At 63.7% G+C, this 16,483-nt stretch carries 15 protein-coding genes; 9 read left to right on the forward strand and 6 right to left on the reverse strand.

Translation table 11 applies throughout. The annotated features are described in order from the left end of the window. A partial coding sequence (locus VN004_RS16140; protein ID WP_325612155.1) for an FAD-dependent oxidoreductase occupies positions 1 to 170 on the forward strand: 170 nt, incomplete at its 5' end. Between the two features lie 21 nt (positions 171 to 191). Here VN004_RS16140 and VN004_RS16145 read toward each other — a convergent pair. Beyond that, a complete protein-coding gene (locus VN004_RS16145; protein WP_325612093.1) occupies positions 192 to 656 on the reverse strand; it encodes a YidB family protein in 465 nt (154 codons plus the stop codon). A 149-nt stretch (positions 657 to 805) separates the two neighbouring features. Here VN004_RS16145 and VN004_RS16150 point away from each other — a divergent pair, with 149 nt between their 5' ends. The 3 genes from VN004_RS16150 (at position 806) to VN004_RS16160 (ending at position 3,898) form a co-directional block, all read left to right on the forward strand. Beyond that, positions 806 to 1,333 (forward strand): DoxX family protein, encoded by a 528-nt coding sequence (locus tag VN004_RS16150; RefSeq protein WP_325612095.1) that lies wholly within the window; start codon positions 806 to 808, stop codon positions 1,331 to 1,333. A gap of 79 nt (positions 1,334 to 1,412) precedes the next feature. Next, positions 1,413 to 1,973: a LemA family protein gene (locus tag VN004_RS16155; protein WP_325612097.1), complete on the forward strand. Its 561-nt coding sequence runs from the start codon at positions 1,413 to 1,415 to the stop codon at positions 1,971 to 1,973. Beyond that, positions 1,970 to 3,898 (forward strand): DUF2207 domain-containing protein, encoded by a 1,929-nt coding sequence (locus tag VN004_RS16160; protein ID WP_325612100.1) that lies wholly within the window; start codon positions 1,970 to 1,972, stop codon positions 3,896 to 3,898. Before VN004_RS16155 ends, VN004_RS16160 begins: the two co-directional genes overlap by 4 nt. Positions 3,899 to 3,968: 70 nt before the next feature. Here VN004_RS16160 and VN004_RS16165 read toward each other — a convergent pair whose 3' ends face one another. The 4 genes from VN004_RS16165 to dctP form a co-directional block, all read right to left on the reverse strand. Continuing rightward, positions 3,969 to 4,433 (reverse strand): MarR family transcriptional regulator, encoded by a 465-nt coding sequence (locus VN004_RS16165; protein WP_325612104.1) that lies wholly within the window; start codon positions 4,431 to 4,433, stop codon positions 3,969 to 3,971. Then, positions 4,430 to 5,749, reverse strand: a complete 1,320-nt coding sequence (locus tag VN004_RS16170) for a TRAP transporter large permease (protein WP_325612105.1) — start codon at positions 5,747 to 5,749, stop codon at positions 4,430 to 4,432. Before VN004_RS16170 ends, VN004_RS16165 begins: the two co-directional genes overlap by 4 nt. A 5-nt stretch (positions 5,750 to 5,754) precedes the next feature. Beyond that, complete coding sequence (locus tag VN004_RS16175) at positions 5,755 to 6,267, reverse strand: TRAP transporter small permease (protein ID WP_325612106.1); 513 nt, start codon at positions 6,265 to 6,267, stop codon at positions 5,755 to 5,757. A 175-nt stretch (positions 6,268 to 6,442) separates the two neighbouring features. Beyond that, on the reverse strand, positions 6,443 to 7,411 hold the full coding sequence (gene dctP / locus VN004_RS16180) for a TRAP transporter substrate-binding protein DctP (protein WP_325612108.1): 969 nt from the start codon (positions 7,409 to 7,411) through the stop codon (positions 6,443 to 6,445). Positions 7,412 to 7,546: 135 nt separating this feature from the next. Between dctP and VN004_RS16185 the strand changes: the two genes are divergently transcribed. Beyond that, entirely contained in the window at positions 7,547 to 9,688 is a 2,142-nt protein-coding gene (locus VN004_RS16185) for an indolepyruvate ferredoxin oxidoreductase subunit alpha (protein WP_325612110.1), read from the forward strand. Continuing rightward, complete coding sequence (locus VN004_RS16190) at positions 9,685 to 11,211, forward strand: indolepyruvate oxidoreductase subunit beta family protein (protein WP_325612112.1); 1,527 nt, start codon at positions 9,685 to 9,687, stop codon at positions 11,209 to 11,211. Before VN004_RS16185 ends, VN004_RS16190 begins: the two co-directional genes overlap by 4 nt. Positions 11,212 to 11,217: 6 nt before the next feature. Here the strand turns inward: VN004_RS16190 and VN004_RS16195 are convergent, their stop codons facing one another. Then, a complete protein-coding gene (locus VN004_RS16195) occupies positions 11,218 to 12,336 on the reverse strand; it encodes a TonB family protein (protein ID WP_325612114.1) in 1,119 nt (372 codons plus the stop codon). 132 nt (positions 12,337 to 12,468) lie between these two features. Here VN004_RS16195 and VN004_RS16200 point away from each other — a divergent pair, with 132 nt between their 5' ends. From VN004_RS16200 to egtD, 3 genes are all read left to right on the forward strand, one after another. After that, positions 12,469 to 13,893, forward strand: coding sequence for a sodium:proton antiporter (locus tag VN004_RS16200; protein ID WP_325612117.1), 1,425 nt, complete (start codon positions 12,469 to 12,471; stop codon positions 13,891 to 13,893). A 265-nt stretch (positions 13,894 to 14,158) separates the two neighbouring features. Beyond that, entirely contained in the window at positions 14,159 to 15,403 is a 1,245-nt protein-coding gene (gene egtB / locus VN004_RS16205) for an ergothioneine biosynthesis protein EgtB (protein WP_325612119.1), read from the forward strand. Then, the gene (gene egtD / locus VN004_RS16210) at positions 15,403 to 16,389 is read left to right on the forward strand and encodes an L-histidine N(alpha)-methyltransferase (RefSeq protein ID WP_325612121.1); all 987 of its coding nucleotides are present in this window, start codon (positions 15,403 to 15,405) and stop codon (positions 16,387 to 16,389) included. The genes egtB and egtD overlap by 1 nt, the downstream gene beginning before the upstream one ends. Positions 16,390 to 16,483 lie beyond the last annotated feature (94 nt).

Here is a 16,483-nt window from a genome sequence, read left to right on the forward strand (position 1 = left end):
GGCCAAGTGAGGCGGACCAACGAACGATCCTTGCGGCGCCAGTGGATGACAGGCTGTACTTCGCCGGCGAGGCTTGCTCGCCGGACGATTTCTCCACCGCGCACGGCGCCTATCGAACCGGGATCGCCGCGGCGGATGCCATTTTGGATAAAGACCGCGCGCCGTCGTAGACGCAAGGATGCTCGCGTCGCTCAGGCGATGCGGCCTTGCGGCGTGAATTGATCCACCGCGTGCGGCAGCGTCGAGCACAAACGGTTCAAAAGATCCTCTTCGCTCAGCCCGGTCGCGCGCGACAGCGCGGACAGCGTTTCGGGTCCGAGCGCTGTTTTCAGATCATCCACACTGCAGTCCTTGTTGGGGCCTGTGCCGACCCAGGATTCGACCTTGTCCTTGTGTCCGGCATCGTTGAACTTGTCCATCAACTCGCCAAGGCCGCCGGTCAGGAGTCCGCCGATGCTTGTGCCCGCGAGCAGCCCGCCGAGCCCACCCGGCAAAGCCGGAGCTTCGCCCGCTTGCGGAGACGTACCGCCAGCGCCTGCGCTGCCCTTGGTCATATTCCCGATCATCTCGGCGATCTTGTCGCGGTTCTGATAGCCCGCGACCGCAATGAGTGCGAGCAGGGCCGTCATCGAGGGAAACCCGGAATTCCGTGACATTGATGTTGCTCCGCTAAAGGATGGGCGTGACCATCCGAAACCCAATATGCGGCAACAATTGGAGCGGTGTGGCGTTCCAGGCCGTGCCTCCGCTCATGCGAATGTGATCTTCCATCGCCGCGGCCGATCGCGGTGCGGGCCAGGACGCATTGACGCCACGCCGATTCCCGCTCACGGTATCGTCCCTCCTGTTCGTCCGCTCCTCGATGCACGATTCCACCACGCTGATCTTTCCGCAGCTTGCAGGGCTTTATGCGGCCACGGCGCCGATCGCCGAGACTCTGCTGCGGGTGATTGTCGGCCTGTCGCTGGTCCCGCATGGGCTGCGCATGTCGATGGGGTTCTTCCCGAATTCCGGCGGTCCCGTCAGCAACGTGCGCGATTTTGCTAAATTGCTGGACAACGGAGGTTACCGGCCCGGCAAGCTCTGGGCGTGGATCATTGTGGTGACCGAACTGATCGGCGGGCCGATGTTCGCACTCGGGCTCTTCACCCGGCCGGTTGCAATTCCGATCGTGATCCTGCTTGCGCTCAGCATCTTCGAGCACCGGCACGGCTTCTTCTGGAATCAGGGCGGCTTCGAATATCCGCTTCTGTGGACTGCCGCGGCGCTTTACTTTCTCGCCAGCGGCGCCGGACCCTATTCTCTCGATGCGTTGATCGGCCGGGCGTTCTGAATCGCCAGCGCTGCGTGCTGCGATAGAATGCTGCGACCGTGTGTGTCCCAACGTGCTGTGCCTCAAGAGGCGTAATCACATGACTTACCTCGTCGCCGCCCTGATCATCGCTCTCCTGGTCTGGGGCATCTGGATCTTCAACCGGCTGGTGCGTGAACGTAACCTTGTTCGCGAGGGTTGGAGCGGCATCGACGTTCAGCTCCGCCGCCGCGCCGATCTCATTCCGGCTTTGGTCGAAACCGTGAAGGCCTATGCCGCGCACGAGCGGACATTGTTCGAAGACATTGCCGCGATCCGCTCGGCGAGCATGGCGGCGTCCAATGTGCGGGCGCAGGAAAATGCAGAGCGTGCCCTGGAAGGGGCGCTCGGCCGGCTGATCGCGCTCAAGGAAGCCTATCCCAATCTGAAGGCGGACCAGAATTTCCTGAAGCTGCAGGAACAGCTCGCCGAGATCGAGGATCATCTGCAGATGGCGCGCCGCTATTACAACGGTTCGGTCCGCAATCTGAACATCATGATCCAGTCGTTCCCGAATGTGCTGATCGCGCGGCCGCTCGGCTTCAAGGAAGCGGAATTCTTCGAGGCTGACGACGCCGGCCGCGCGACACCCAATGTGACCTTCGATCGGGCTGCATCATGAACGCGCTCATCCGTGCTCTCGCCTTTGCCGTTGTGCTTGCGGGCGCCACGACGCCGGCATTTGCGGTGGAGCGCATTCTGGAATTCATCAGCGACGTCAGGGTCGAGAAGAATTCCGATCTCCTCGTCACGGAAACCATCCGCGTGCAGGCAGAGGGTCGCGAAATCCGGCGCGGCATCCTGCGCGACTTTCCGACCCGCTATACCGCCAGGGACGGCCGGCGTGTCGAAGTCGGCTTCGATGTGCTGTCGGTCACGCGCGATGGCCGTCCGGAAAATTATGCCATTGAAAAATTGTCGAACGGCGTACGGGTGCGGATCGGGAGCGGCGACCGTACTGTCCCGATGGGGCCGAACACCTATGTGATCCGCTATCGCACGACGCGGCAGATCGGCTTCTTCGACAAGTTCGACGAGCTGTATTGGAATGCGACCGGGACCGGCTGGACCTTCCCGATCGATGTCGCGGAGGCGCGGATCACGCTGCCGGAGCCGGTCGACATCATTCAAAGCGCGTTCTACACCGGGCCTCAGGGGGCGACCGGCAAGAATGCGCGGGTCATTGCGCAGCGCCCCGGCTTCATCGCGTTTCGCACCACTCAGCCGCTCCCGGTCAGCAATGGATTGACGGTCGCTGCCGCCTGGCCGAAGGGCGTCATTACGCCGCCGACGCAGGCGCAGCTCGCGCAATATTGGCTGAGCGACAACCTGCCGGTCGTGACGGCAATCGTCGGCGTGCTGTCGCTGCTGGCCTATTTTTTCTATGCCTGGCTTCGGGTCGGCCGCGACCCGAAGCGCGGAACGATCATTCCCCTGTTCACGCCGCCGAAAGGATTGTCGGCGCCGGCGGTGCGTTACATCTACGAGATGGACTTCGACAACCGCGCCTTCAGCGCGGGCATCCTCGATCTGGCGGTGCATGGCGGGGTCAAGCTCAACGACAGCGGCAACCAGATGCGCCTGACCTCGCTGCCGGGAGGGCACGACGTTTCGCCGCCGGTCGCGGCGATGGCGCGCGAATTGTTCCGCTCCAGCGGATCGCTCCTGCTCGATGACGTCAATCACAAGGTCATCGGCAAGGCGAAGAGCGAACTGAGCGACGCGCTCAAGAAGTCGTATTACAAGACCATGTTCACCAACAATTACGGTTGGTCGGGCTTCGGCATTTTGCTCTGGGTCGTGTTCGCCGCCGCAATCGCTTTGTCGATATATTTCACTTACGGCGCTGAACTCACCGGCGCCCTGATGTTCGGCACCTTTTTCGCGGCGCCGGCGATATCGGTCATGATCGCGTTCTTTCTCGGGTTCATGACCGGACGGACCGGGTTCTTCACTTTCCTGTTCGGATTTCTGTTTGCCGGCGCATTTGCTGTCGCCGGGCTCGCTGTGTTGTGGGGCGCGACCTACGAGGCGACGAAAACAGTCTTCAGTCCCTACATGCTGGCGATGTTTGCGCCGGTCCTCATCGCGCCACTCGTTGCGATGGCCTTCTACATCCTCAAGGCGCCGACCGTGCAGGGCCGCAAGGTCATGGATGAGATCGAGGGCTTCAAGCAATATCTCGGCGTCGCCGAGGAGGACCGCCTGAATTATCTGCATCCGCCGGAAAAGACGCCGGAATTGTTCGAGCGATATCTGCCTTATGCCGTTGCGCTCAATGTCGAGAATCGCTGGGCCGAGCGCTTTGCCGGGGTGCTCGCCGCCGCAGCCGCGGCGGGAGCTGCGACCGCCACGTGGTATTCGGGAGATCGCCTGTCGAATAATGACTGGGGTGGCTTCGCAAGCCGCGTCGGCAGCAGCCTTGCAAGCACCGTGGCGTCGGCCTCGACACCGCCCGGATCGAGCGGCGGCGGCGGCTCCTCGGGATCGGGGGGCGGCGGCTCATCCGGCGGCGGCGGCGGCGGTGGCGGGGGCTCGGGCTGGTAACAGGCTTATCACGACGGCGTTGCTTGACCTCGCGCGCGACGGCGGCGGCCGGGCCGACTGCGCGCGGGGGTCAGCCCAGCAGCTTCACCTTGCGGTTCTTCATCATGCGCAACAGCGCCGCGCGCAGATCGTCATATTCCTTGGCGCTGAAGCCTTTCATCGCCGCGCGATATTCGGCGACCGCCAGCGGCCGCATCTTGTCGTAGACCGCGCGGCCCTTGGGCGTGATGAACAGATGCACGTTCCGTGAATCGGTCTTGCCGTTCTGACGCGAGACGTAACCGCGCCTGGCGAGGTTCGCGGCGAGCCGGCTGACGCTGGGCTGCGGGATCACCGTGGCCTCGGCGAGTTCGGTCAGGTTCGCGCCCTCATGCACGGCGAGGACCGCCAGCACCCGCCAGTCCTGGAAGGTGAAGCCCTGACGGCGCAGATCCTCCGCAAGGTTCTGGTTCATCCGGGCAATCAGCCGGTTCATCAGGTACGGCAGCATGTCGTCCAGATGCAGGACGCTGCCGCGCTTCGAACGCTTCGTCATGAGCCAAGCATGCGCGGAAGCCACGTGGCGATGGGTGGGAACAGGACGATCAGCAGAAGGACCAGAAGGCCGAACAGCACGTAAGGCAGGGCGGCTCCGTAGATCTGGTTCATGGTGATCTGGGGCGGCGCGACGCCTTTCATTGTGTAGAGCAGAAGGCCGAAGGGCGGCGTCAGCAGGCCGAGCTGCATGCAGATCAGAAAGATGATGCCGAACCAGATCGGGTCGAAGCCAAGGCTCGAGACCAGCGGCATGAAGAAGGGCAGGGTGATCAGCATCATCGAGACCTGATCGACGAAACAGCCGAGCAGCAGCAGGATCACGATCATGCCGAGCAGCACCGTCATCGGCGACAGGCCCTGTCCGGTGATGAGGCCGATGATGCCGTTGACCACGCCGGAGAAGCTCAGCACCTGCGAGAAGGTGGTGGCGCCAACGATGATGAAGAGGATGATGCCGGAAATCGCGACGGTGCCGAGCAGCGATTGCATCAGGTTGCGGAGCGTCAGGCCGCGATAGCAGATCGCCGCGACGATGGTGCCGGCCGCGCCGAGCGCCGCAGCTTCTGTCGGGGTCGCCCACCCGGCGGCCATTGCCCCGACCACGAGACCGAAAATCGAGAGCAGCGGCAACACATAGATGAGGAACGGACGCCAGCGGTCCCAGAAAGCGGGGATAGCCTCCAGCTCGTCGGACGGCGCAAGGCTCGGATTGATCACGGCGCGCAGCATGATGTAGCCGACGAACAGCGCGCTCAGGATCAATCCGGGAAGAATGCCGCCGATCAGGAGGCCGGAGATCGATATGCCGGCAAGGCTGCCGAGCAGCACCGTGAGCGCTGACGGCGGGATCAGCATGTCGACGCCGCCGATGCCCATGATCGGACCCATCGCCATGTTCGGATGATAGCCGCGCGCCAGCATGGTCGGCAGCATCAGCGATCCGAGCAAAGCGGTGGTGGCAATGGTCGAGCCGGAGATTGCGGAGAACACTGTGCCCGCGACGATCGCAATCACCGACAGCCGTCCCGGCACGCGGCGGATCAGGAGCGCGAAGGCGTCGATCGCTTTCATCGCGACGCCGGACTGGAACAGCACTTCGCCCATCAGGACGAAGAACGGGATCGGCGTCAGCGCGAAAGCGGTGACGGATTGGACGGCGTTGCGGTTAAACTGGACGAGGCCCATTTCGCCGCCAAGGAACAGGGCGGCGCCGACCAGATTGATGGCGAGAAAGGCAAAGGCGACCGGCAGCCCGAACGCCATGAGCACGCACAAGCCGCCGAACAGGATGATGGTTGCTTCGATCCACGGCATTTGGCTTACGCGACCGAAGTCGCCTCCTCGCGTTTCTCGCGGTTCAGGATCAGCCGGTGGAAGCGAAAGACGAATTCGATCGCGAGCAGGACGAAGCAGACCGGAAGCGGCACGAGCAGCCACCATTCGGGAAACACGAGATTCTTGATGGTGATCGAGCCGATCCGCCACGCGTCATACGTCATCAGCGTGGCGTAGCGGATCATCGCAAGGCAGACGACGAACCCGAGGATGTCGCCGATGCCTTCGAGGATGAGCGCGGCGCGCTTGGGCACCGCGGTCAGCACGAGGTCCAGCCGCACATGCTGCCCGCGCCGCAACAGCCACGGCGCGGTGAGCACGGTGATCAGATAGAGCGCATATTCGGAGACTTCGTTCGCCCAGACAAAGCCGACATTGGCAACGTTGCGCAGGATGATGTCGCCGGTCACGATGAGAACCATCGCCAGCAGCAACAGCGCCGCGATGACGGCGAGGCCGTCGAGGAATTTGCCGTAGAGGTCGGACAGGCGCGTCATCGAAGAATCAGTTGTGGTTGAGCGCAAGGCTGCCGGGCAGCGGGCCCCGCCTCCTTCCGGAAGAGGGCGGGTGAGGGGCTCGGGTTCAGGTGAGACCCTGACCCCTCACATCGAGCCTAGCGTGCTCCACCTCGCCCCAGGGAGAGGTGGCAGCAGGTGTAGGCCAGCGGCTCGCTCAGTTTCCGGCGAGTTCGCGCAGCTTCTTGCCGGTCTCCGGCGCCTTGGCGATCACCGATTGCCAGGCCACATCATTCGCCTTCTTCAGGAAGTCCTGCGAAGCCTGCGGGCCGAAATCCAGCTTCTGGATGCCGAACTTCTCCTGCCGTTCGCGCTCCGCCTTGACCAGCTCCGCGCTTTCGGTGGCGTCGAGATTTTCGAGCCAGATCGCGGCATCGGTCAGCACCTTGCGCTGGGCATCGGTCAGGCTTTTCCAGACGTCCTGGTTGACGAGCACATTGACCTCGACGCTGTAGAAGGCCGGCTCCATCCGGAACTTGGTCACCTTCTCCCAGCCGAGATCGAAAATGCCGAGGATCGGCCAGCCATAACCGTCGACCACGCCGCGCTCGAGTGCGGTGTAGACCTCGCCGGGCGGCGTGGTGATCGGGGTGCCGCCGAGCGCCTGGACGACGTCGCGATAGACCGGGGTCACGCGGATCTTCAGGCCATTGAAGTCGATCTTGTCGATCTTCTTGTTCAGGTAGATGTGGAAGGGCACCGACACGAACTGGCGCGCGAGATAATAGGAGTTGAGCTTCTTGTTATGCAGCTCGTTGATGTAGTCCCAGGTCCCGTTCTTGCGCTGCTCGGCCGCCGGCTTCGAGATCAGCTTGAAGGCGTCCGCCTCCGGCATCAGGTTGGTGTAGAAGGCGCCGGTCACGTTGGCGATGTCGACCACCTTGTTGCGCACGGCATTGCCGACTTCGAACGGCGGCATGGCGCGCGGCCCGCCGATATAGTTGATCTGGATGACGCCCTTGCCGTCCTTGTTGACCTTCTCGATGAAGCGCTCGAATCCCTTGGAAAACTGGGTTCCTTCGGCGAAGGAGGTCACCGCGCGCAGCGTCACTTCCTGCGCGGAGGCCTGTGAAACCGCCGCGGCAAACGCCAATCCCGTGACCGCAAAGACCGCTCTGATGCCCATTTTTTAACTCCCGCTCGATTGCATTACGCATTATATTCTTTTGAATATAATTGCCGGGCACGTAACCGGAGTCAAATCGGGGCGTGACGGGGCGCGCGGATAAACCGCGGCAAGAGCGCACGGGAAGAGGCATCGATGGCCGAGCGATCATTCAAGAAGGAAGTCGAGCAGCTCAAACTCGGAGCGGGCGAGGAATTCCGCGGCGAAGCGATTCTCTGCGTCACCAAGGCTTTGCTGCAATCGGGCGTCTCTTACGTGTCCGGCTACCAGGGTGCGCCGATCTCGCACCTGATCGACGTGCTCAACGACGCCGAGCCGATGTTGAAGGAGCTGGGTGTCCGTTTCGAATCGTCAGCGAACGAAGCCGCCGCCGCCGCGGCCCTTGCGACCTCGGTGAGCTATCCGCTGCGCGGGGCCTGCACCTTCAAGGCGCCGGTCGGCACCAATGTCGCCTCGGACGCGCTCGCCAATCTCTCGTCGGGCGGTGTCAAGGGCGGCGCGCTGATCATCGTCGGCGAGGATTACGGCGAGGGCTCCTCGATCATGCAGGAGCGCAGCCACGCCTTCGCGATGAAATCGCAGATGTGGCTGCTCGATCCGCGGCCGAATGTGCAGAAGATCGTGGACATGGTCGAGAAGGGCTTCCAGCTCTCCGAGATCAGCAACACCGCCGTGATGCTGCAATTGCGCATCCGCGCTTGCCACGTCTATGGCTCGTTCATCGCCAAGAACAATGTGCGGCCCGACTTCACGCGCATGGATGCGCTGAAGAATCCGGTGCGCGACGTCACCCGCTATGCGCTGCCGCCTTTCACCTACGAGCACGAAAAGGAAAAGATCGAGCACCGTTGGCCGGCCGCGGTGCAATTCATCATCGACAACAAGATCAATGAATTCTTCGACGGAGAGGTGTCCGACGTTGGCATCGTCATGCAGGGCGGCATGTACAACAACACGCTGCGCGCCATGGAGATCCTCGGCCTCGCCGACATCTACGGCAACAGCCGCATCCCGCTCTATGTGCTGAACGCCACCTATCCGCTGGTCGACGAGGAGTTCAAACGCTTCTGCGCCGGCAAGAAGGCGATCATGCTGATCGAGGAGGGGCAGCCGAATTTCATCGAGCAGGCGGTCAACACGATCCTGCGGCAGGCCGATTTGCAGACCAGGGTCGAGGGCAAGACCGTTCTGCCGATGGCCGGCGAATATACCGGCGGCGTGCTGAAGGCGGGCTTGCAGAAATTCTGCACGCTGCATTGTCCGGAATTGCTGGCGCCGGAAGAGCCCAAGCAGACCAACAAGAGCCTGCCGGCCGCCCTCGAAACCCTCGGCCAGAATGTGCAGGGGCGTCCGCCGTCCTTCTGCACCGGCTGCCCCGAGCGTCCGATCTTTTCGGCGATGAAGCTCGTTCAGAAGGAGACAGGGCCGCTTCACGTCAGCGCCGATATTGGCTGTCACACCTTCGCGGCCTTGCAGCCCTTCAATATCGGCCAGACCACGATGGGCTACGGTCTTGGCGGCGCCGGCGCTTCGCCCTTGTCGGGGCAGGATGGCAAGCGTCCGATCGCGGTCGTCGGCGATGGTGGCTTCTGGCATAACGGTCTGGTCTCGAGCGTCGGCCATCAGGTTTTCAACAAGACCGACGGCGTCATGCTGATCGTGGACAATGGCTACGCCGCGGCAACCGGCGGCCAGGACATCCTGTCCTCGGCCGGCACCGTCGAGACGCGCTCGACCCAGCATCCGATCGAAAAGGCGGTGCGCGGCGTCGGCGTCGAATGGGTGCGGCACATCACCCGCACCTACGATGTCGCGAAGATGCGCGACACCTTGCGCGAGGCGCTGACCACGGACGTCAAGGGACCGAAGGTCATCATCGCCTCGTCGGAATGCATGCTGAACAAGCAGCGCCGCATCAAGCCGCTGATCCGCGATGCGGTGAAGCGCGGCGAGCGCATGGTGCGGGACCGCTTCGGTGTCGATCCGGATACCTGCACGGGCGATCATTCCTGCATCAGGCTGTCGGGTTGTCCGTCGCTGACGATCGCCCCGAATCCCGATCCGTTGCGGCGCGATCCGATCACCAAGGTGATCAACACCTGCGTCGGCTGCGGCAATTGCGGCGAGGTCGCGCATGCGGCGGTGCTGTGTCCGTCATTCTATCAGGCCTCGATCATCGACAACCCGACCGGGTGGGACCGCTTCAAGCAGCGCATCCGCGACGCCGTGATCGGCTTCTTCCAGCGCCGGCTCGAACGGAAAATGGTGACGGCATGAACACCCCGCTCGTCGATACCCGCGGCGCTTCCAAAGTGCGGCCGATCACCATTGCCATCCTGGCGATGGGCGGCGAGGGTGGCGGCGTGCTCGCCGACTGGATCATCGATCTCGCCGAGCATGGCGGCTATCTCGCGCAGATGACCTCGGTGCCGGGTGTGGCCCAGCGCACCGGCGCCACGATCTATTATGTCGAGCTGTTTCCGAAGGCCGCCGCGCGGCAGCAACAGCCGGTGCTGGCGCTGATGCCGGTGCCGGGCGATGTCGACATCGTATTGGCTTCCGAGCTGATGGAAGCCGGCCGTGCGATCACGCGCGGCTTCGTCACGCCGGACCGCACGACGCTGATCGCCTCGACCCACCGGGTCTATACGATGCTGGAGCGAACCGCACTCGCCGACGGCCGTGTCGATGCGGCAGCGCTGCTGAAATCCGTCGACGAGGCCGCACGGCGCTTGCACGCCTTCGATATGGCCAGCATCGCGGATGCGACCGGAAGCCTGATCAGCGCCGTCATGTTCGGCGCGCTCGCAGGCTCCGGCACGTTGCCGTTCCAGAAGATGGCGTTCGAAGCCACCATCCGCCGTGGCGGTGTCGGCGTCGAGCCGAGTGTGCGGGCCTTCAATGCCGGCTTCGAGGCCGCCGCTTCCGGCAATATGCCGGCGCTGCCCGCCGAGCGCCCGTTCGATCCGCAGGCGCGCGACGGGTCGGTGCAGTCCCTGGTCGCGCCGATCGACGACGCGCTCTCCATCGTGTCGCGGCCGATCGTGAGCGCGGGCGTCGTGCGGCTCGCTGACTACCAGGACGAGGATTACGCGAAGCTTTATCTGAAGCGGCTCGCGCCGGTCATCGAGATCGAGAAAGCGCGTCCGGGCAAGCCGGACGAACTCCTGACCGAAGTTGCGCGCAATCTCGCACTGGCGATGGCCTACGAGGACACGATCCGCGTCGCCGAACTGAAGATCCGCGCCTCGCGGTTTGAACGCGTGCGCAAGGAAGTCATCGTCAAGGACGGCCAGCTGCTCGAGATCGTGGAATACATGCATCCGCGCACCCAGGAGATTGCGGAGACGCTGCCGGCTTCGCTCGGCCGGTTCGTCCTGAACACGGGCTGGGTCCGCGGGATCGTCGATGCCTTCACCAAAAAGGGACGCAAGGTCAAGACGTCGTCCGTTCGCGGATTCCTGCTGCTTTATATCGTTGCCAGCATGAAGCCGCTGCGGCCGCGCTCGCTGCGCTGGGCCGACGAGCAGCAGCGGCAGACCGAATGGCTCGCGAAGGTCGTCGAGATCGCGCGCGAGGATTATCCGCTGGCGGTGGAGGTCGCGCATCTGATCGGTCTCGTGAAGGGTTATGGCGAGACCCATGAGCGCGGCCGGGAGAAGTATCAGTCGCTGATGGCCTTGATCCCGAAGCTGCGTGCGCGCGGCAATGCGGCGGCCGAACTGGCCGGATTGCGAAAGGCCGCGATGGCGGATGAATCGGGTGAAGGGTTGAAGAAGGCGCTCGCGGCGCTGAGCTGAAGATCGCTACCGCCCCGTCCGCACGTTGTAATTCACCGGAACGGTGATCGAGGCCTTGCCCTGCGGCGGCGGCGGGAACGGCGACGCCCGCCGCACCAGATCCTGACTTTCGCGATCGAGGCTTGCATGTCCCGACGAACGGGCCAGCCGAACCGATGTGACGCGGCCGTCGCCGTCCAGCGTGAATGAAACGCTGGCGGTGCCGCCAAGCCCCTGCGCGAGCGCGTCGGCCGGATAGCGCTTGTTGCGCGCGAGATGAGCCGACACCCGGGCCGCCCAGTCGCGCACGTCACGCGATGATCCGACGCCAACACCGCTGCGTGACGCCGCGACCCGCGGCGGCGTAGGCTTGGATTGCGGGCGTGGTGTTTCAACCGGCTTCGTCTTCGACTGCTTTGTCGCCTGCGTCTCGACAGGCGGCGCGGCTTCCGGCTCAGCTGGTTTCGGCGCCGGCTCCACCTCGGCGGCAGCGGCGACCGCGGCTTGCGGCGCTTGGGTCGGGGTGGGTGTCGGCTCAGGCTCCGCGGCTTCGACTTGCGGCTCGGGTTCGGCGGCCGCGGTCCGGGGCTCGGCCGGCTTTGGCTCTTCTTCCGAAACGGTCTGCTCGCGCTGCGTTTCGCGCGGCTCCGCCTCGATCCGCGGTCTCAGGTCGGGCTTTTGCTGTTCGACTTCGGTAGGCGGCTCGACAATGGGCTCGGCAGGGCTCGTGGCCGCCACAGACGGCGCGGAATCGACCGTGCTCGGTCTTTCCGCAAGTCCGGCTTCTGTCTCCCCACCGAGCACGATCTCGACCGAAATCGAATCCAGCGCGAGACTCGGCATCGGCGCGGGCTCGCGCATGAAGGTGAGCACCAGGGCGAGATGCAGAAGCAGCGCGCCGGCAATCAGCGCGGTCCAGGGCACCCTGTCGCGCCATGACACCGGCGGTGCCGGCCGTTCGCTCTCGCCAAGCTTGACCTCCGGCGCGTCGGCGCTCCCCTGGTGCCGCCGGTGCGCGAGGACGATGACATTGGTCAGATCCGCGCCTTCCAGTGTCGTCGCCGCGGGTGCGGGCACAACCGCGCCGAGGCGGTCGGCCGGGCCGATCGTCGGCAGGGCAGGAGGCGCGGATTCGGCGGGCTTCATCCGACAACCCTGCGGCAACCGGTCGCGCCAATCAAGCTCAAGTCGACCCGTGACAGCCCGCACCATTGGCTTTGATCGCAGCTCTCCGCTATTCCAGAAGGCTAGTGGACCAAGCGAGCGTGGGGGTTGGGGATGATTTCGTACCGTAAAGCGGGCGCAGTCGCGCTTGCGGGTATCCTCGTCCTCGCATCCGGCAGCGCCGAAGCCGCGGAAGGCCTCGATGGCAGTGCCATGTCGTTCGTCTGGGCGATTCCGTTTATCGGGATCCTGCTCTCGATTGCGACCGGCCCGCTATTCTATCCGCATCTTTGGGAACACCATTACGGCAAGTTTGCCCTGTTCTGGTCGCTCTGCGTGATCGTGCCGCTGATCGGCTGGGCCGGATGGACGGGAGGCAGTCACGCGCTCCTTCACACCTTGCTCCTCGAATATGTGCCGTTCATCCTTCTGTTGTTCGCGCTCTATACGATCGCCGGCGGTATCTTTCTCGAAGGCAATTTGCGCGGCACACCGGCTGCGAATACGCTCCTGCTCGCCGTGGGCGCCTTCCTTGCAAGCTTTGTCGGAACGACCGGCGCGTCGATGATCATGATCCGGCCGCTGCTGCGCGCCAATGACGACCGGATCTATCGCGTCCACACGGTCGTTTTCTTCATTTTCCTGGTCTCGAATATCGGCGGCGCGCTGACCCCGCTCGGCGATCCGCCGCTGTTCGTCGGCTTCCTCAAGGGCGTCGACTTTTTCTGGACGACGACGCATCTCTGGCGGCCGACGCTGCTCGTCTGCGTGATCCTGCTCGCCGTGTTCTTTGTGATCGATATGATCCTGCACAAGCGCGAAGAGCGATTGCACCACCCGCTCGATCCGACGCCGGATTCCCCGCTCGGTCTGCATGGGGCCATCAATTTTGTGCTGCTGGCGGGAGTGATCGGCGCGATCCTGATGAGTGCGAACTGGAATCCGGGAGTGACCTTTTCCATCGGCGGCATTCCGGTCGAACTGCAGAACGTCGTGCGGGACGCGATCTTCGTTATCGCGGCGCTGCTCTCGCTCAGGCTGACGCGCCCGCAAACGCGGGTCGCGAACGGCTTCTCATGGGGACCGATCCAGGAAGTGGCGATCCTCTTCGCCTGCATCTTCATCTGCATCGTCCCGGTGATTGCAATGCTGAATGCCGGCGCCAAGGGCGCGTTCGCGCCGCTGGTTGAGCTCGTGGCCAACCCGGATGGCTCGCCGAACAATGTCGCCTATTTCTGGCTCACCGGCGCCTTGTCGTCGTTCCTCGACAATGCGCCGACCTATCTCGTGTTCTTCGAACTGGCCGGCGGCGATCCGAAAGCGCTGATGACGACGCTCGCGCCGACGCTGGTCGCAATCTCGCTCGGCGCCGTGTTCATGGGTGCCAACACTTATATCGGCAACGCGCCCAACTTCATGGTGTACGCGATCGCCCGCGGCGCCGGCGTGAAGATGCCCTCATTCTTCGGCTACATGCTCTGGTCGGGTGCGTTCCTGTTGCCGACATTCGTCATCGTGGCGCTTCTGTTCCTGCGCTGAATGGGGGCGATGCCTGTTGCCAAAGCCCGTTCGCGTCTCTTGGTCGGGCTTTCCGGCCAATCCCCATGCGTCTCAGGTGGCCACGCCCGGCCCGCCAAGCCCTGAATGAAGGGCCTCAAGGCTGTGACCCATTGCCACAAAAGGCGTTTTCGGCCGCGCCAGGGGTTGGATCAACGCAGGCTTTGATGGAACAATTTGCGTCGCACCTGATTGAGAGGGACCGAGCGGTACCCTATCTGAGGGGCTTGGGCCGCGGGAGACCTCGATGCGATCGACCATCATGCGCGATCGGGACTTTTCCGATCCGGGCTTGAAGCGAGCCCCATCCGAGGTGAGGCAGCACTGGCGGGACGCCTTCCGCGCGGTGCGCAGCGAGACGGAACGACGGGCGTCGCTTTTGTCCCCGGAAGATCAGGTCGTCCAATCGATGCCGGACGCGAGCCCGACCAAATGGCATCGCGCACATGTCACGTGGTTTTTCGAGACATTCCTGCTGATCCCAAACACCCCGTCCTATCGCGTCTTCGATCAGCGTTTCCCGTTCCTGTTCAATTCCTATTACGTGGCCGCAGGCCCCCGTCACGCGCGGCCTGAGCGCGGCATGATCACGCGGCCGAATGCGGAAGACGTGGCCGCCTATCGCGCGCATGTCGACGCCGCTGTCGTCGCGCTGATCGAAAGCGCGGATGATGCGCTGCTTCAGTCGATCCTTCCGACGCTTGAAATCGGGCTCCATCACGAGCAGCAGCATCAGGAATTGATGTGGACCGATATCCTGCATGCCTTTGCGCAGAATCCGACCGCGCCGGCCTACGACAAGGATTGGGCGCCTCCTGTTGCACAGACCGGCGAGACCTATGTCGACATACCGGCCGGCATTCATCACATCGGGCATGACGGCGAAGGGTTTCATTTCGACAACGAGGGCCCGCAGCACCGCGTGCTGATCCAGCCGGTGCGGATCGCGCGTGGCCTCGTCACCAATGCGCAATGGATCGAATTCATCGCCGACGGCGGCTACGCCACGCCGTCGCTCTGGCTGTCGGACGGCTGGACCAGGCGCGAGACCGAGCAATGGCAGGCGCCGGGCTATTGGCAACAGATCGACGGTCACTGGCATGCCATGACGCTCGGCGGCCTGCGACCTGTCGATCCGGCGGCGCCGGTCATGCATGTCAGCTATTACGAGGCCGATGCATTCGCGCGCTGGGCCGGCAAGGATCTGCCGACCGAAGCGGAATGGGAAGTCGCCGCCCGCCTGCAACTGATCGACGACGCGTTCGGCATCGTGTGGCAATGGACCCGCAGCGCCTATCTTCCGTATCCCGGCTATCGCGCGCCCGAGGGCGCAATCGGTGAATACAACGGCAAGTTCATGATCAATCAGATGGTGCTGCGCGGGTCGTCGCTCGCGACGCCGCAGGGCCATGAGCGTCTCACCTATCGCAACTTCTTCCATCCGCCAGCGCGTTGGCAATTCACCGGGCTCAGGCTCGCGGAGTATCTGTGATGACGAAAAGCAAGCAGGGCGCAGCGGCCGCGCCGCTCGTTGCACACGCAACGACCAGCGACAGCTTCATGCAGGATGTCATCGCGGGCCTGTCGGCGACGCCGAAGCGGATCGCGCCGAAATACTTCTACGACAGCGTGGGTTCGCGGCTGTTCGAAGACATCACGCGCACGCCGGAATATTACCCGACCCGCAGCGAGCATGAAATTCTGCGCATGCAGGCCGGCGCGATGGTCCAGCATTTCCCGACCGGCGCGGCGCTCGTTGAGTTTGGCAGCGGCGCTTGCATCAAGGTGCGTTTCCTGCTCGATGCGGCGCGGAAACTGAAGGCCTATGTGCCGGTGGACATCGCCGGCGATTTTCTCAATGCCGAAGCCGCGACCTTGCGCAGGCATTATCCCAATCTGTCCATCCTTCCGGTGGTGGCCGATTTCATGAAGCCGTTCGCGCTGCCGGATGCGGTCGCGGACCTTCCCAAGATCGGCTTCTTCCCCGGTTCGACCATCGGCAATTTCGAGCCGCATGAGGCAGCCGCCTTTCTGCGCCATGCCGGCAGTATCCTCGGACAGGGCGCGGTGATGATCGTCGGCGTCGATTTGATCAAGGACGAAGCGAAACTGAACGCGGCCTATAACGACGCGGCCGGGATCACCGGGAAGTTCAACATGAACCTGCTTCGGCGCATCAACCGGGAGCTCGGCGGTAATTTCAAGCTCGATGGCTTCGAGCATCATGCCTATTACAATCGCGATCGCAGGCGGATCGAAATGCATCTCGCCAGCCGCGCACGGCAGACGGTGACGGTCGGCGGTTCGCGCTTTTCGTTCAGGGCCGGCGAAACCATCCACACCGAGAACAGCTACAAATACAGCCGGCAATCCTTCGCGGCGCTCGCCCGGGGTGCAGGCTGGACCGTCCTCGATCGTTGGACCGATGCGGAACGCAATTTCGCGGTCTGTGCGCTGGCCCTGGACCCATTGTCCTGACCGCCCAGCGGTGGGCTGAAAATACCGACCGGGCGGCGCCGCGGCGCGGATGTGCCCTGCGCGATCCGCGGCTTGGCGAGCGGATGTCGAGCGG

It is taken from the genome of Pseudorhodoplanes sp., from assembly GCF_035565855.1.
Lineage (GTDB): Bacteria > Pseudomonadota > Alphaproteobacteria > Rhizobiales > Xanthobacteraceae > Pseudorhodoplanes.

What these genes read in the sequence shown, in the direction of transcription:
- VN004_RS16145 (WP_325612093.1), bottom strand. Translation starts at nt 656, where the DNA reads ATGTCACGGAATTCCGGGTTTCCCTCGATGACGGCCCTGCTCGCACTC.
- VN004_RS16155 (WP_325612097.1), top strand. Translation starts at nt 1,413, where the DNA reads ATGACTTACCTCGTCGCCGCCCTGATCATCGCTCTCCTGGTCTGGGGC.
- VN004_RS16160 (WP_325612100.1), top strand. Translation starts at nt 1,970, where the DNA reads ATGAACGCGCTCATCCGTGCTCTCGCCTTTGCCGTTGTGCTTGCGGGC.
- VN004_RS16165 (WP_325612104.1), bottom strand. Translation starts at nt 4,433, where the DNA reads ATGACGAAGCGTTCGAAGCGCGGCAGCGTCCTGCATCTGGACGACATG.
- VN004_RS16170 (WP_325612105.1), bottom strand. Translation starts at nt 5,749, where the DNA reads ATGCCGTGGATCGAAGCAACCATCATCCTGTTCGGCGGCTTGTGCGTG.
- VN004_RS16175 (WP_325612106.1), bottom strand. Translation starts at nt 6,267, where the DNA reads ATGACGCGCCTGTCCGACCTCTACGGCAAATTCCTCGACGGCCTCGCC.
- dctP (WP_325612108.1), bottom strand. Translation starts at nt 7,411, where the DNA reads ATGGGCATCAGAGCGGTCTTTGCGGTCACGGGATTGGCGTTTGCCGCG.
- VN004_RS16185 (WP_325612110.1), top strand. Translation starts at nt 7,547, where the DNA reads ATGGCCGAGCGATCATTCAAGAAGGAAGTCGAGCAGCTCAAACTCGGA.
- VN004_RS16190 (WP_325612112.1), top strand. Translation starts at nt 9,685, where the DNA reads ATGAACACCCCGCTCGTCGATACCCGCGGCGCTTCCAAAGTGCGGCCG.
- VN004_RS16195 (WP_325612114.1), bottom strand. Translation starts at nt 12,336, where the DNA reads ATGAAGCCCGCCGAATCCGCGCCTCCTGCCCTGCCGACGATCGGCCCG.
- VN004_RS16200 (WP_325612117.1), top strand. Translation starts at nt 12,469, where the DNA reads ATGATTTCGTACCGTAAAGCGGGCGCAGTCGCGCTTGCGGGTATCCTC.
- egtB (WP_325612119.1), top strand. Translation starts at nt 14,159, where the DNA reads ATGCGATCGACCATCATGCGCGATCGGGACTTTTCCGATCCGGGCTTG.
- egtD (WP_325612121.1), top strand. Translation starts at nt 15,403, where the DNA reads ATGACGAAAAGCAAGCAGGGCGCAGCGGCCGCGCCGCTCGTTGCACAC.